This window comes from Comamonas sp. w2-DMI (assembly GCF_040187735.1).
Lineage (GTDB): Bacteria > Pseudomonadota > Gammaproteobacteria > Burkholderiales > Burkholderiaceae_C > Comamonas > Comamonas terrae.
In genome coordinates, this window is sequence record NZ_JBANEL010000021.1 from 17,617 (window position 1) to 31,432 (window position 13,816).

Annotated in this window: 19 protein-coding genes; 7 read left to right on the top strand and 12 right to left on the bottom strand. The window is 63.1% G+C overall.

Annotated features, from left to right (window positions below; all coding sequences use genetic code 11):
• Nucleotides 1-47 precede the first annotated feature (47 nt).
• Nucleotides 48-956, top strand: a complete 909-nt coding sequence (locus V8Z74_RS19345; protein ID WP_349710733.1) for an EI24 domain-containing protein — start codon at nt 48-50, stop codon at nt 954-956.
• Between the two features lie 26 nt (nt 957-982).
• On the opposite strand, the gene V8Z74_RS19350 is transcribed toward V8Z74_RS19345, so the two are convergent.
• Entirely contained in the window at nt 983-1,141 is a 159-nt protein-coding gene (locus V8Z74_RS19350; RefSeq protein ID WP_349710734.1) for a hypothetical protein, read from the bottom strand.
• A gap of 57 nt (nt 1,142-1,198) precedes the next feature.
• On the opposite strand from V8Z74_RS19350, the gene glnA reads away from it, so the two are divergent.
• The 5 genes from glnA to V8Z74_RS19375 all read left to right on the top strand — a co-directional run bounded on the left by glnA (nt 1,199) and on the right by V8Z74_RS19375 (nt 7,168).
• Nucleotides 1,199-2,614, top strand: coding sequence for a type I glutamate--ammonia ligase (gene glnA / locus V8Z74_RS19355; protein WP_066471460.1), 1,416 nt, complete (start codon nt 1,199-1,201; stop codon nt 2,612-2,614).
• Nucleotides 2,615-2,813: 199 nt separating this feature from the next.
• Nucleotides 2,814-3,314 (top strand): hypothetical protein, encoded by a 501-nt coding sequence (locus V8Z74_RS19360; protein ID WP_349710736.1) that lies wholly within the window; start codon nt 2,814-2,816, stop codon nt 3,312-3,314.
• Nucleotides 3,315-3,440: 126 nt separating this feature from the next.
• Entirely contained in the window at nt 3,441-4,490 is a 1,050-nt protein-coding gene (glnL, locus tag V8Z74_RS19365; protein ID WP_066471954.1) for a nitrogen regulation protein NR(II), read from the top strand.
• Between the two features lie 45 nt (nt 4,491-4,535).
• Entirely contained in the window at nt 4,536-6,077 is a 1,542-nt protein-coding gene (gene ntrC / locus V8Z74_RS19370; protein WP_349710738.1) for a nitrogen regulation protein NR(I), read from the top strand.
• Between the two features lie 233 nt (nt 6,078-6,310).
• Nucleotides 6,311-7,168 (top strand): hypothetical protein, encoded by an 858-nt coding sequence (locus V8Z74_RS19375; protein ID WP_349710740.1) that lies wholly within the window; start codon nt 6,311-6,313, stop codon nt 7,166-7,168.
• Between the two features lie 91 nt (nt 7,169-7,259).
• Here V8Z74_RS19375 and xth read toward each other — a convergent pair whose 3' ends face one another.
• The 8 genes from xth to V8Z74_RS19415 all read right to left on the bottom strand — a co-directional run bounded on the left by xth (nt 7,260) and on the right by V8Z74_RS19415 (nt 11,376).
• Nucleotides 7,260-8,039 (bottom strand): exodeoxyribonuclease III, encoded by a 780-nt coding sequence (xth, locus tag V8Z74_RS19380; protein ID WP_349710742.1) that lies wholly within the window; start codon nt 8,037-8,039, stop codon nt 7,260-7,262.
• A 133-nt stretch (nt 8,040-8,172) separates the two neighbouring features.
• Nucleotides 8,173-8,463 carry a helix-turn-helix domain-containing protein gene (locus V8Z74_RS19385; protein WP_349710744.1) on the bottom strand — a complete coding sequence of 97 codons (291 nt, stop codon included), beginning with the start codon at nt 8,461-8,463 and terminating at the stop codon, nt 8,173-8,175.
• Nucleotides 8,464-8,499: 36 nt separating this feature from the next.
• Nucleotides 8,500-8,718, bottom strand: coding sequence for a hypothetical protein (locus tag V8Z74_RS19390; protein ID WP_349710746.1), 219 nt, complete (start codon nt 8,716-8,718; stop codon nt 8,500-8,502).
• The gene (locus V8Z74_RS19395; protein ID WP_349710748.1) at nt 8,715-9,830 is read right to left on the bottom strand and encodes a phage Gp37/Gp68 family protein; all 1,116 of its coding nucleotides are present in this window, start codon (nt 9,828-9,830) and stop codon (nt 8,715-8,717) included. Before V8Z74_RS19395 ends, V8Z74_RS19390 begins: the two co-directional genes overlap by 4 nt.
• Nucleotides 9,831-9,879: 49 nt before the next feature.
• Nucleotides 9,880-10,272 (bottom strand): hypothetical protein, encoded by a 393-nt coding sequence (locus V8Z74_RS19400; protein ID WP_349710749.1) that lies wholly within the window; start codon nt 10,270-10,272, stop codon nt 9,880-9,882.
• Between the two features lie 62 nt (nt 10,273-10,334).
• Nucleotides 10,335-10,697: a hypothetical protein gene (locus V8Z74_RS19405; protein ID WP_349710751.1), complete on the bottom strand. Its 363-nt coding sequence runs from the start codon at nt 10,695-10,697 to the stop codon at nt 10,335-10,337.
• Nucleotides 10,697-10,891, bottom strand: coding sequence for a hypothetical protein (locus V8Z74_RS19410; protein ID WP_349710753.1), 195 nt, complete (start codon nt 10,889-10,891; stop codon nt 10,697-10,699). The genes V8Z74_RS19405 and V8Z74_RS19410 overlap by 1 nt, the downstream gene beginning before the upstream one ends.
• Nucleotides 10,892-10,941: 50 nt before the next feature.
• On the bottom strand, nt 10,942-11,376 hold the full coding sequence (locus V8Z74_RS19415) for a hypothetical protein (RefSeq protein WP_349710754.1): 435 nt from the start codon (nt 11,374-11,376) through the stop codon (nt 10,942-10,944).
• A gap of 56 nt (nt 11,377-11,432) precedes the next feature.
• Here V8Z74_RS19415 and V8Z74_RS19420 point away from each other — a divergent pair, with 56 nt between their 5' ends.
• Entirely contained in the window at nt 11,433-11,618 is a 186-nt protein-coding gene (locus V8Z74_RS19420; protein WP_349710756.1) for a hypothetical protein, read from the top strand.
• 29 nt (nt 11,619-11,647) lie between these two features.
• Here the strand turns inward: V8Z74_RS19420 and V8Z74_RS19425 are convergent, their stop codons facing one another.
• The 3 genes from V8Z74_RS19425 to V8Z74_RS19435 all read right to left on the bottom strand — a co-directional run bounded on the left by V8Z74_RS19425 (nt 11,648) and on the right by V8Z74_RS19435 (nt 13,804).
• Entirely contained in the window at nt 11,648-11,884 is a 237-nt protein-coding gene (locus V8Z74_RS19425; protein ID WP_349710758.1) for a hypothetical protein, read from the bottom strand.
• On the bottom strand, nt 11,884-12,585 hold the full coding sequence (locus V8Z74_RS19430) for a hypothetical protein (protein ID WP_349710760.1): 702 nt from the start codon (nt 12,583-12,585) through the stop codon (nt 11,884-11,886). Before V8Z74_RS19430 ends, V8Z74_RS19425 begins: the two co-directional genes overlap by 1 nt.
• 202 nt (nt 12,586-12,787) lie before the next feature.
• Nucleotides 12,788-13,804 (bottom strand): hypothetical protein, encoded by a 1,017-nt coding sequence (locus V8Z74_RS19435; RefSeq protein ID WP_349710762.1) that lies wholly within the window; start codon nt 13,802-13,804, stop codon nt 12,788-12,790.
• Nucleotides 13,805-13,816 lie beyond the last annotated feature (12 nt).

The following is a 13,816-nucleotide window of genomic DNA, read 5'->3' on the forward strand; positions in this document are numbered from 1 at the left end:
CTCACAATCGTAAACACGCTTTTGGCAAGCTCGGGTATGCTTTGCCCATGGGCTTGCTACTCGACTCTTTCTGGCGTGCGATGGCGTATTGCCTCCATAGGCGGGTGATTGCGTGGTCGCTGTTTCCGCTGGTGCTCATGGCCGTGATGGTCTGGGTGCTCGGCTATTTCTTCTGGGCGCCGGCCGTGCTCAAGGTCCAGCAACTGCTGGACGGCGTGGGCTGGCTGCACTCCCTGTGGCTGTGGCTGCAGAGCCATGGCGTGGGCTATGCGTCCGAGCTCGTGGCCTCGGTGCTGGTGGTTCTGGGATCCACGCCCATCGTCATCGTCGTCTCGCTTCTGCTGGTCTCGCTGTTCATGACTCCGGCGCTGACCCGCTGGGTGGCCCAGAGACGCTTTCCTGCACTGGAGAAAAAACATGGGGGCGGTACGCTGGCCAGCATCACGTGGTCGGGCGGCTCCACCCTGATTGCGCTGATCGCCTTGCTGGTCACGCTGCCGTTGTGGTTCATGCCGCCGCTGATGCTGGTGCTGACGCCGCTGATCTGGGGCTGGCTGACCTACCGCGTCATGGCCTTCGATGCGCTGGCGGAGCATGCGAGCAAGCAGGAGCGTCGCCGACTGTTCGTGCGCAACCGGCTGGCCCTGATGCTCATCGGGGTGATCTGCGGCTATCTGGGCGCCGCGCCTGGCATCGTCTGGGCCTCGGGCCTGGTGTTCATCGCCGCGTTCTGGATTCTGGTGCCGATTGCGATCTGGATCTATGCATTCGTGTTCGCCTTCTCCTCGTTGTGGTTTGCCCACTATTGCCTGGCGGCGCTGCAGCAGATGCGCGAGAGCCGGGTGGGTGGACAGGACGAACTGCAGGTTCCCTTCGCGCCCGAAGCCGCTGCAGGCCATGCCCCGCAGGCAAGAGCCGGCGGTCCCCGTGGCTCCATGCCCTTCACCGGTGCATGAATGTGGAATGCGCTTTTTTGGTGCAATCAATATGCACCAATCAAGTGCATTTCAACGGGCGCTTCAGGCAATGAGACAATGCGCACCGATTTGGTGAAGGTGCGTGGCATCTCGCGGGCAGGCTCCAGCCGTGCCTGTGCGGCAGGAAAGCCGTGTGTCCGGCGCTGCGGCAGATTGGCACGCAAACTGCTTATCCCTATCTATCTTTTATTTTGATCAGCCAATTTGGCGGGAGTGATCCGATGGCAAAGACCGTTGCAGACGTCATGCAGATGGTGGAAGAAAACGAAGTCAAGTTCGTGGACTTCCGTTTCACCGATACCCTGGGCAAGCAGCACCACACCACGGTGCCCGTGTCGCATTTCGACGAGGAAAAATTCTCCTCGGGCCATGCCTTCGACGGTTCGTCGATTGCAGGCTGGAAGGGTATCGAAGCTTCCGACATGCAGCTGATTCCCGACCCGAACACGGCCAACATCGATCCGTTCTTCGAAGAGACCACGCTGATCCTGAGCTGCGACGTGATCGAGCCCAGCGACGGCAAGGCCTATGACCGCGATCCGCGCTCGGTGGCCAAGCGCGCCGAAGCCTATCTGAAGGCATCCGGCCTGGGCGATACCGCCTACTTCGGTCCCGAACCCGAATTCTTCATCTTCGACGGCGTGCGCTGGAGCACCGAGCCCGGCAGCACCTTCTATGAGATCGAAGAGTACGAAGCTCCCTGGAACACGGGCGCCAAGTTCGACACCGGCAACCGCGGCCACCGTCCGCGCGTCAAGGGCGGCTACTTCCCCGTGCCCCCGGTGGACACCACGCAGGACCTGCGCGCCGAGATGGTGCTGATCCTGGAGCAGCTGGGCATTCCGGTCGAAGTATTCCACCACGAAGTGGCCGGCGCCGGCCAGAACGAAATCGGCACCAAGTTCTCGACCCTGGTCGAGCGCGCCGACTGGACCGTGCTGCAAAAGTATGTGATCCAGAACGTGGCCAACAGCTACGGCAAGACCGTGACCTTCATGCCCAAGCCCTACCACGGCGACAACGGCTCGGGCATGCACGTGCACCAGTCGGTCTGGAAGGACGGCAAGAACCTGTTCGCAGGCGACGGCTATGCCGGCCTGTCGGACTATGCGCTGTACTACATCGGCGGCATCATCAAGCACGCCCGTGCCCTGAACGCCATCACCAACCCCGGCACCAACAGCTACAAGCGCCTGGTGCCGCACTTCGAAGCTCCGGTCAAGCTGGCCTACTCGGCCAAGAACCGTTCCGCCTCGATCCGCATCCCTTATGTGGCCAATCCCAAGGGACGCCGCGTGGAAGCCCGCTTCCCCGATCCGCTGATGAACCCCTACCTGGGCTTTGCGGCGCTGCTGATGGCCGGCCTGGACGGTGTGGAAAACAAGATCCACCCCGGCGAAGCCGCCACCAAGGACCTCTACCATCTGCCGCCCGAGGAAGACAAGCTGGTGCCCACCGTGTGCCACAGCCTCGACCAGGCACTGGAAGCCCTGGATGCAGACCGCGCCTTCCTGACCAAGGGCGGCGTCTTCACCGACAGCATGCTCGACGCCTACATCGAACTGAAGATGCAGGAAGTCACGCGCATGCGCATGTCGGTGCACCCGGCCGAATACGATATGTATTTCTCGCTGTAATGGCAGCGCAGGTGCAACATCTGCATCGGCAAAAAGGCGGCTTCGGCCGCCTTTTTCATGGGCGCGATGATTCAACAGCCGCAACCTGGTGAACCAAACAGGGGCAGGAGAATCAGGCAATGGCAGCTGTTTGCACGTATGGAGCGATACTTGCTGCATTGACCGGCCGAGTGGGGCCGGGGACTGCCCGAGGAAACTGATGAAAAAAATGTTGGTGCCATTGCTGATCGCCCTGCTGGCGGGGGCAGCATGGTCGCAAAGCGTGATCTACCGCTGCGGCAACGAATACACGAACAATGTCTCGCAGGCCAAGGCCAAAGGATGCAAGCCCGTGGACGGCAGCGGCGTGACCGTGATCCATGGCTCTTCCCGCCCGGCGGGCAGCGGTGCCGATGCTGCCCGTCCCAAGCCGGCCGCGCCGGCTGCGGGCAGCCCGGCACCCGCGCGCGTGGACAACAGCGCCCAGCGCGCGCGCGATGCCGATGCGCGGGCCATTCTGCAGAGCGAGCTGGCCAAGGCCCAGGCACGGCTTGCCGAGCTGAAGACCGAATACAACGACGGCAACCCGGTGCGCACGGCCCTGGAGCTGCGCAATCCCCAGGGCTATCCCGAGCGCGTGGAAAAGCTCAAGGCCGATATTGCGCGCCAGGAAAGCGATGTGGCGGGTATCAAGCGGGAACTGGACCGCTTGCCCAACTGATCCCTGAGTGGCTCCGCCCGGCTCCAGCGGGAGCGAGGGCCGCGTGGCGGCCCATGCCGCCTTGCGCGCCTGGATTGCGCCGCCTTCATGGTCGGTTATGAATAATTGGCAGGAGGCTTGCCCTTCATGAAAAGTTACCAGGCATTGGACTGGCTGTGCACGCTGATCGCCGTGCTGGACGAGCAGGGCTGCGTGTGCTTCGCCAACGCCGCGCTGGAAAATGCGCTGGGCCAGTCCCGCAGGACCATGGACGGCAGCGAGTTCGCGGTCTGCTTTGCAGAGCCGGCCTTGCTGGAAAAGGCGTTGTCCGGGGCGCGCGACAACGACTTTGCGGCTCTGCGCTTCGAGGCCAGCCTGTTGCGCCAGGGGCAGGATGCGCTGCCGGTGCATGTCACCGTGTCCTTGATGGAACCCGAAAGCCAGGTGCTGGTGGAGATGTGGCCGCTGGAGCAGCAGGCGCGCCAGGACAGGGAAGAGCGGCTGCGCGAGCAGGCGCAGGCCAACAAGGAGCTGATCCGCAACCTGGCCCATGAGATCAAGAATCCGCTGGGCGGCATTCGCGGCGCGGCCCAGTTGCTGCAGATGGACCTGGATTCTCCCGAGCTGCGCGAATACACCACGGTCATCGTCCATGAGGCCGACCGCCTGCAGGCCCTGGTCGACCGGCTGCTGGCGCCGCACCGCCACCCGCACGAGGTGGGCGATGTCAATATCCATCAGGTCTGCGAGCGCGTACGCTCCCTGGTGCTGATCGAATATCCGCAGGGGCTGTCCATTGCACGCGACTACGATATTTCCATTCCGGAATTCAGGGGCGACAGCGCCCAGCTGATCCAGGCCCTGCTCAACATCGTGCAGAACGCGGCCCAGGCGCTGCACCGCCACATTGCCGCAGGCGATGCGCAGATCACGCTCAAGACCCGGGTGGCGCGCCAGGTCACATTGGGAAAGCAGCGCTACAGGCTGGCACTGGAATTGCATGTCATCGACAACGGACCAGGCGTGCCCGATGCCATCAAGGAGCGGATTTTCTATCCTCTGGTGTCGGGGCGGGATGGCGGCTCCGGCCTGGGGCTGACGCTGGCGCAGACGTTCGTGCAGCGCCACCATGGCTTGATCGAATGCGACAGCCAGCCCGGCCGCACGGATTTCCGCATACTCATTCCGCTGCCGTGACGCCTGGAGGCACAGCTAGCTATTGAAGGGAAGGATGCAGCACCAATGAAGCCAATCTGGATTGTGGATGATGACCCTTCCATCCGTTTCGTGCTGGAAAAAGCGCTGGCGCGCGAAGGCTGGGCCACGCGCAGCTTCACCCAGGCGCGCGAGGTGATCCACGCGCTGGCGGATGCCAGCTCCAGCGATCCCGAGCGCCTGCCGCCTCAGGTGCTGGTCAGCGACATCCGCATGCCGGGCGGCTCGGGGCTGGAGCTGCTCGAACAGGTGCGGGCGCAGCAGCCCGGCCTGCCCATGATCATCATGACGGCCTATTCAGACCTGGACAGCGCTGTCTCGGCCTTTCAGCGCGGGGCGTTCGAATATCTGCCCAAGCCCTTCGACGTGCCCAAGGCCGTGGAGCTGATCCGCCGCGCGGTGGAGGAAAGCCAGCGCGAGGAGGAGTCCGAGGTCCATGCGCCGCTGCAGGCCGAGATGCTGGGCCAGGCGCCGGCCATGCAGGATGTGTTCCGGGCCATAGGCCGGCTGAGCCAGAGCCAGGTCACGGTGCTGATCACCGGCGAGTCCGGTTCCGGCAAGGAACTGGTGGCCCGGGCACTGCACAAGCATTCCCCGGTCAGCGCCGGGCCGTTCGTGGCCATCAACACGGCAGCCATTCCGCGCGATCTGCTCGAGTCCGAGCTGTTCGGCCACGAGCGCGGCGCCTTCACGGGCGCACAGACCCAGCGCCGCGGCCGCTTCGAGCAGGCCGAAGGCGGCACGCTGTTCCTCGATGAAATCGGCGACATGCCGTTCGAGCTGCAGACCCGCCTGCTGCGCGTGCTCTCGGACGGGCACTTCTACCGTGTGGGGGGACACCAGGCGGTAAAGGCCCATGTGCGCGTGATCGCCGCCACCCACCAGGACCTGGAGCGCCGGGTGCGCGAAGGTGAATTCCGGGAAGACCTGTTCCACCGCCTCAACGTGATCCGCCTGCGCCTGCCGGCACTGCGCGAACGCCGCGAGGACGTGCCCATGCTGACCCAGCATTTTTTGCTGCAAAGCGCGCGCCAGCTGGGGGTGGAGCCCAAGCGCATCGGCGCGGCGGCGATGGAGAAGCTGCAGGCCTTCAAATTCCCCGGCAATGTGCGCCAGCTCGAGAACATCTGCCACTGGCTGACCGTCATGGCGCCGGCGCAGCAGATTGCCGTCAAGGACCTGCCTCCCGAGGTGCTGGGCACGGATTCCACGGTGGCGGAGCCACCGCTTGCACCTTCTCCGGCGCAGCCGCCGGCGGCGCATGCGGAAGCGGCCATGACCCTGCTGGCTTCCTCCTTCCCGCCGCCGCGCCTGGCGCCGTTCGCAGGAGACGGCGACATGCAGGACTGGCTGCAGGGGCTGAGCCAGGAAGCCAGGCAGTTGCTGGCGCAGGGCGACAACGATGTGTGGGATCAGCTGTCGCGCAAATTTGAAGCCCAGCTGCTGCGCGCGGCCCTGGCGGCCACGCATGGCCGGCGCGTGGAGGCTGCCAACCGCCTGGGCATAGGCCGCAACACCATCACGCGCAAACTGCAGGAACTGGGGCTGGACGACGAAGTTTTTGAGTAGTTTGTGAGCGCGCAGGCGCCTGCCGGCAAGCATTTGCGAGTGAAAATTCCTCGAAGACAAGGTAGATCAAGCGAAAGAAGCTCACTTTTCAGGAGTTTATTTGTAGGCATGCTCCTAATCCGAGCAGCTGCGAGGACTGACGGAGTGACTCCGCGGGCAAGGCAATAATTTGCCTCGTGTCCTTTCCTGGATTGCCGGCAGCCATGGTGGCTGGCTGCTGGCACCCGTACCGCATGTTCTCGTCATTCTTTCGTCGTTCCGCGCTGGCCGTAACCCAGCTGGCCAAGGAGCGCACCTCCCAAAAAACAGGTACGCAAAGCATCGGCCTGCCTCTTGCGGAAGATCTGTTCTGGCATGAGCACTATTTGTCGGAACCGTATTTCGTGGCCGGCCGCGGCTACGACCAGTACCAGCCCGCCTATGCGCTGGGCTGGCAGGCCGCGCAATCGCAATCCGCGCCGGTGCCGCTCTCGGCCGAAGCCTGCAGGCAGGAGTTTGCCGCCCGCGAGTCGGAGCTGTGCGAGCGCTGGAGCCGGGAGCACGCCTCCAGTTTTCTGACTTGGCCGCAGGCACGGCTTGCGGTGAAGGCAGCCTGGGAGCGCGCGCGCCTACCGCGCACGATGGTGCCTGCGGTGCGGCTGGAACCGGAAACCGTGGAGCGCATCCAGCGGGTGATCAGTACCGGCCGGCGCGTACAGCGCAGCTATGAAGCCTGCCTGGGCGAAGAGCCCGAGGGCATGCTGCGTTCGGTACTGCTGCGCTTTGCCCGCGAGCATCCGGTTCTGCTCAGGGAGCTGGAACAGACTTTTCTGCCGCTCAGCCCCCGGCTTGCGCGCAAAAATGTCAGGTTGCGTGTGGGGGCTCGCTACAAGCAGGTCGAGAAAATAGTGTCCGAATGGCGTGATTCGGGCCTCATGGTGCAAGAGCCCATCGAGGGGCTGATCGACGAGCTGCAGGCCTGGCTCGACAGCTACGGGCGCATCGACACCGGCAGCTTGCCCCTGCCTGCCGCGCAGGTGATCAAGCGGCAGATGCTGGTCATCCGCGGGCATCTGGACGCCGTGCTGCTGCTGGGCCGGGATGCGGCCTGACCGCGGCGGTAGCCGCGGTCCTTATTACGGTCCATGAAAAAAGCCAGGAGGCGCCTCCTGGCTTTTTTCATCTGCGCAGGGCTGCGGCCGGCTAGAGGTCCAGGCACACGACAACGGGCGCATGGTCGCTGGGCTGCTTGTTCTTGCGCGGCAAGCGGTCGATGGAGCAGGCGCTGACGCGGCTCTTGAGTTCGCTGCTGACCAGGATGTGGTCGATGCGCAGGCCCCGGTTCTTCTGGAAGCCCAGCATGCGGTAATCCCACCAGGAAAAGCTCTTCTCGGGTTGCTCGAACAGGCGGAAGGCGTCGCTCAGGCCCAACTGCAGCAGCTGCTGGAAGTGGGTTCGCTCCTCCACCGTGTGGTGGATGGTGTCTTTCAGTCCCACGGGATCGAAGGAGTCGCGGTCCTCCGGGGCGACATTGAAGTCCCCGACCAGCACCAGGCGCGGATGCAGCGCCAGTTGCCCCTGGACCCAACTGTGCAGCGCTTGCAGCCAGCGCATCTTGTACGCAAACTTGTCGGTGCCGGGCGCCTGACCGTTGACGAAGTAGCCGTTGATCAGCCGGATATCGCCCGCCGGCGAGGCAATGGTCGTGGCGATGATGCGCGCCTGTTCGTCGTCCAGCCCCGGAATGTTGCGCACCACATCCGCACCCTGCGTGCGCGTGATCCAGGCCACGCCGTTGTAGGTCTTCTGGCCATGGCTGACGGCCTGGTAGCCGGCCTCATTGAATTCGGCGTGGGGAAACTTGTCGTCCGTCAGCTTGAGCTCCTGCAGGCCCAGCGCATCGACCGGGTTGGCCTGCAGCCAGTCCAGCACCTGCGGCAGGCGCACGGACAGCGAGTTGACGTTCCACGTTGCAATCTTCATTGTAAAAAATTCCTTTTTAAAATCAGTAACTTGAGATTGTCTCAAGACTTGATTTTGCTGGCAGCTACCCAGCTAGCTACCCAAAATTTAAGGCCTGGGAGAAGCTGCAGCGCCCCGGGTATTTGAACCCAAGTTAGTGCGGTTGATTCAAGACGCCGGCAATGCTTTCTGCGGTAATCCGGCTGCCTCGCTTGCCTATTTTCACCATGACCAAGCGTTTCTCCTTGACCATGCGGTAAATGGTGGAGCGTGACACGTCAAGCAGTTGAGCAGCACGGTTAACTTGGTAGGCCTTTGCGGGGGCCGTTGTCATGGCGGAAGATTCCGTACTCACTTTTTCCTCCTGTAATGGATTCGGTTTTTGACGAGGCAAAGCAGGCCAGCGCGGCATAGGCGCAGCGGAGTGAATGCAAGAAGTTGTCATATTTTTGTCTCGTGCTGTAACGGTCTAAGCAATGGCTCAGCGGCCGGCCCTGGTATGCCCGGCGCGCAGCCGATTCCTGGGCTCGGGTGGTGTGCCTGCCGCCCGGTTGTATGTGTCCCACAGCGCCTGCCCATCGGTGCAGCGCGCTTGCTTGCCGCCGGAGATACCGGCTGCGCAGCACAGCGGGCAGCTGAAGTGGTGAATGAGATAGGCCCGGTCTTCCGCCAGGCCCACGGTGCTGGCGCAGGTCTTCATGGCGCCGGGAAGCCGTCCCAGGTGCGGCCGTCCAGCAGGCGGCCCGCGGCCTTCTTTCCGACCCTGTGCATGATCGTCACGGGGAAGTCGCCCTGATCTCGCGCCCGGGCCATGTCTCCGCCGTTCTTCAGCTCGCGGCCGTGGCGATCCAGGCAAATGCCTCCCTGCACCCAGGTGCTGGCCTTGTTCACCCACTGCTGATGGCTGTCGAACTGGCGGAACACGGGCCGGCCCGTGCTCGCGTGGTAGGCGGCCGTATGCCACTCGCCCCACTGCTTGAACAGGAATGGCACGCCGGCCGCATGGCACTGATCGCGCAGGGAGCGCGCCCAGTCGGGATGCATCGGCCGCGCGCCGGGGCCGCTTTCGCCGCCGGCGATCACCCAGTGGATGCCGGCTCCAGCTGCCGTGGTGATGTAGCTGCAGTAGCCGTCCATGTCCTGGCGGTCATCCTCACGCGCGGGGCGCTGCAGGCGTAAATCCACCGGTCCCAGCAGCGGCTCCATGCTCAAGAAGCGCACGCGCGCGGGCACGGCCAGCAGCTTGGGTATGTCGCGGTCAGCTTCTTCCTGGGTCACCACTGTGGCGCCGATCCAGATGTTTTGCGGAGGCTTGCGCAGCAATACCCAGTCGGCCAGCATGTTGCGCACTGTCTCCAGGGGGTGCGGTTCTTCGCCAGCCCAGTCGGGCAGGGATTCAATATGGCGAATGGATTCATCGAGCAACTTGGGTACTGCACCGATGCGCTTTGTCAGCAGCAGCCAATCCAGATTGGGCGTGGCCTTGATCAACCGGAACAGGTCAACGCGCCACTGCGGATCCACGGCGTTGTCGAACACGTCGGCCAAGCTGGCGCAGAACACGCGCTGTCGGCGGCCATGCTGGGCAAAGAATGCGTCGTGGTTGGCGCTCCATGCCAAGGGCTTTCGCCAGTTTGCCGCGCTGGTCCTGCGCCGTGGTGCGCCTGGGCCCCAGTTGATGGCCTGGCCACCGGCATAGCGCACGTTGCGCGTCTCGGCGTAGCAATGGTCGCAGCCCGGGCCCACCTTCTGGCAGCCTTCCCAGGGGTTGAAGGTGTGATCGGTCCATTCGATCTTGGTGTTTTCGGCCATGTGGCGCTCCAGATGAAAAAGCCCCGCGGAGGCGGGGCGTCGTTTGTGGTTACTCGTACACGTAGATGCCAGCCAGGTCGTCATCGGGATAGTCCGTCTGCATCTCGCAGACCAGCGCTGTGACGGTGCTTGGCTTGATCGGGTGGTAGGCTTTGCCTTCGTGGAAGACCGGCTGGGCGTCAATGACAACGATCACCTTGCGCACGCGCAGCTGGTCCAACTCGTCGCAAAGCGTCAGGCCCAAGGTGCTGGCCAGCTCGCCAGGCTTGGACGCAATGCATCCGGGTGGCGCAGCCTGCCCGTCATGGCTCACCAAGATGACAGTGAAGCCATCCTTGACGAATGCGGTCGCTATGGCCTGTGCGGCGCCTTCGGGTGTGCCGGCTGTGGATTGATGGCGGGAGATTTCCGGGTATTTCGCGGTTGCGGGGTCTTTTGCCATGTGTCCCTCTGGAAAAAGGAAAGCCCGCAATGCGGGCCCTGGAGTGGTTGTTAAAACGGTGGTCAGCCGATGCGGCGCCGGCAGGGCAGGAGGGCCCTGTGATACGGCATCCCGACGAATATCCCCGCTGGGTCGCGCACCCATGTGGTGCCGTCTTCCTTGAGAAATTCGTCGTTGGCCTCGATGCGGTCCTCACCGGTCCGCAGCAGCCGATAGGCTTGGCCTGCTTGCGGCGGGCGCACGCAGGGCTCCAGCACCTTCAGGTAGCGCGTGGAGATTCCGGAAAAGCGCCGGCTGTACCATGCGTTGCTCTCTGCGTCGTAGCAAGCGGGCGCAACATTGGCTTGTTCGCCGGCCCAGGTCTCTATTTCGACCCAGTACCAGGCTCCATCGACAAGCGCCTCTGGATGCTGTTCTTGGTTCATTATTTGATGTCCTCCAATGGGCCGCTGCTGTAGCCCCATGGCTTTCCGTCAATGGTGATGATGTGGGTCAGCCATCCATTCCTCGGATCGCGCCGCGATTCGTAGGGCTTCACCTCAATGGCTGCTCCAGGTCGCACCCCAGCGTGAGCCCTGATCCCCTCGATGCTTGCGGCGATCAGCACGGCTTCACGCATGGATTCGTGGAAGCCGCCACGATGTGGGCGGACCATGATTTGTGCCCGGGTCATCCTTCCTCCCCGATGCCGTGGGCGCGCTCGATGGCGCGGGTGATTTCTTGCCGAGACTCAGGCCAAAGCCCGACGAAGTTGGCCCAAATGGGCAGTCCCTCTATCTGCTCATCCGTCAGCGGCTTGCGCTGGGCCTCGAGCTCCGCGATGCGTGCATACGGGTCGAAGGTCTCCGGCCGCTTGCCATCTGCATAGCTGTCGGTGATCGCTCGAATGGGCGGGTAGTGCTGGATGCACGACAGCGCCTCGGCCGGCGTGCAGCTCGGTTTGCTGCCAGCCCAGCGCTCCACGAATTGCAGCGTTTCCCGCATCTCCTCGTTTTCGGCATGCAGGCGGCGCAGCTCGGCGGCGGCTTTTACATTGCATGGATATGCATAGTTTTCCAGTGCATCAGCCAGCCGCAGCGCCTCAGGTTGCTGTTCTTGGGTCATTGCTCAGTCCCTCGGGATGTTCGGGCAAAAAAGGAAATGGTCTGCGGAGCATTCGTATGGGCCAAAAACGTGGCCGCACCACATGCACCGATATGGGTAGCGTTTCATCACTGCTGCCGCTCCTGCGCCTGGGCGCGCTGTGCATTGAAAATCAAAACGCCAGGGCGGGCATCGAAGCACTTGATACCTCCATGCTCGATGGTTCCGCTGTGGCGTCGTGCGAGCCACCGAACGACGAATAGCGGCAAGATTTCAGTCCATGCTGCGAGCATCACTGTCCCTTCTGCGCTGCGGAGCGCTGTGCGGCTTTCGGTGGGTGAATCGTCACATCGCGCTGATCGCCGCCGTTGATCGTGATGGGCTTGTTGGTGTCTTCCCCTTTGTGCTTGAGGTAGCCAACAACCAGGGAAACGAACATGCCGGTTGCGACCGACATGGCGTCTGCAATCCCGACCTCATCAAGAAAGCGGTCAAATGCCGCGCTGAAATCGTCGTGTGCTTTTGACATCACGCCCCTTTTGCAGCCTGGACTGCTGCTTCAACGCGCTTGAACTCCACGACCCATACCCAGGGGTTCGCGGCCCATGCACCTGATCCGTTGATGTCGTTCCAGAGGCGTGCATAGGCGCTTCGTGCGTCAGCGTGCACTGCGCCGTAGTCGTGGCGCCACCCGCTGTGGCCGATACCCTTGCCGTCGTGGTAGCTCGCGCCCTCGGCCCGGGCATCGTTCTCGCTGATGGTCTGCAGGCGCTCGATGCGCACGGCGGTAATCTCCAGCAGGATGCGGCTCGCAGCGCGCGGCATGTGGATGCTCGGCTTCCACGGCACTTTGGTTTCCCAGCCGTCGTCATCGCTCCAGCCGATGCCCGAGTCAGTCGCGCGATACCACGTCTTCATGGGCAGCTCGTTGCCCTCGTCGTCGTATTGGCGCAGCCGATCCGCCACGGCGTCGTACTCGAAGCCCTGCACGAACGTTTCTCGTACCCAGAGCCGGTCGCCGGGCTGACCATAGGGGCACAGAATTTCAGCCTCACGGGCCTGTTTGGGTAAAAGGTACACGGCGGCATGCTTCTTCCCGCGATGCGGGGCCAGCAGCGAGTCGTGTCCCATGGTGATTTCAGTTTTTGCAACGCGCCGCGTCTGCGTCTTCGTGCCGGCCAGCAGGGCGCGGACCATCGGTCCGCTGAAAAGGATCGGGCGTTCTTTCATGCTGCATTTCCTTCCTTGGCTGCCTGGGCTGCGAACGATGGATGAGGCGGCAGCGGGCACCAGTCGGGCACGCTGGTAACGATGCCGTTCTCAGCCTGCAGCTTCGGTATCACCTGGAAATTCATCTGCGAGCACTCGTCCTGGCCGTAGTGGCGCTGACGGTATGGGCACTGTGCACATGTAGGCACTGGGATGCATCTGATCATGCTTCACCCCCTTGTGCTGCATCCTGGGCTGCGATGGCGGCGTCGATGGCGGAATCCAGCCCTCGCTTGCGAGCAGGCGCCAAATTGATGGAGCCTGGGTCATCTCCGATGTGCTCATCTCGCAAATAGCGATACCTTGCGGCATCCAGCGCATCCGCTGCAGACGCTGCGTAGAGCGGCATTTTTCGCGCAGTGCCACCCAGGCGCTTTATCTCTGTGTCCAGCAGCGCGCCATCACCCTCCGGCCACAGTGCATACGGAGTTTTCCCGTCATAGCTGATGGCCCACGCCACAGGATCAGGCAACACCGCGGGCGCGGCTGCTTTCAGCTCGAAATAGCGCTCAAGCCACTTCTTCAGGCGATCCATCATCACCTGGGGGCCGTATGCGACCTCTTCGGGGTGCTGGCCTTCATACGTGACGATGCAGGGCACCCAGCCAGAAGGCAGCACCACGGGCGCTGCTGCGGAAACCAAGCCTTGTGGGCATACACGATTTGCGCATTTGCTTTGACATACAGCGCTTGCAGTAGCGCCGCAATGCACACACCATTCAGCGGCTGCCGGGGCGGCGGCAAGCGCGGCGCGGGCTTCAATGAGAGCATTCCACAGCGCGCATTCATGCGACGATGCGGGGCACACACCACCAGCATCCTCTACAACTACCCACACATCGCCGCGCTGTTCAACTGTAAATCCGAGATTGCTGCTATCAGGCGCTGCCACGGCCACAGGCGCTGCAGCAGCTTTAAAGGCGCGTACTTCATCGACAGTGCACGCAGTGGGGTGGGTTGGCTCGGCGATCTGGTGGAGGCACTGGCCAATTTCTCGTTCATGCGCAAGCAGGGCAGAAGCCAGGCGGCGGACAGCATGGGCGCTGCATCCTGCTCCTTCGGCTGTGCTGCAATTTCCGCGATTGCGCTCATCGTTCTCTAAGCCTTCAAGCATGGAGGCAGCCTGTTCCAGCAGAACCGCGTCTTGCTCGGTCAGCTTGATGACGTTCTTGTCTTGCATGTTGTTCTCCCA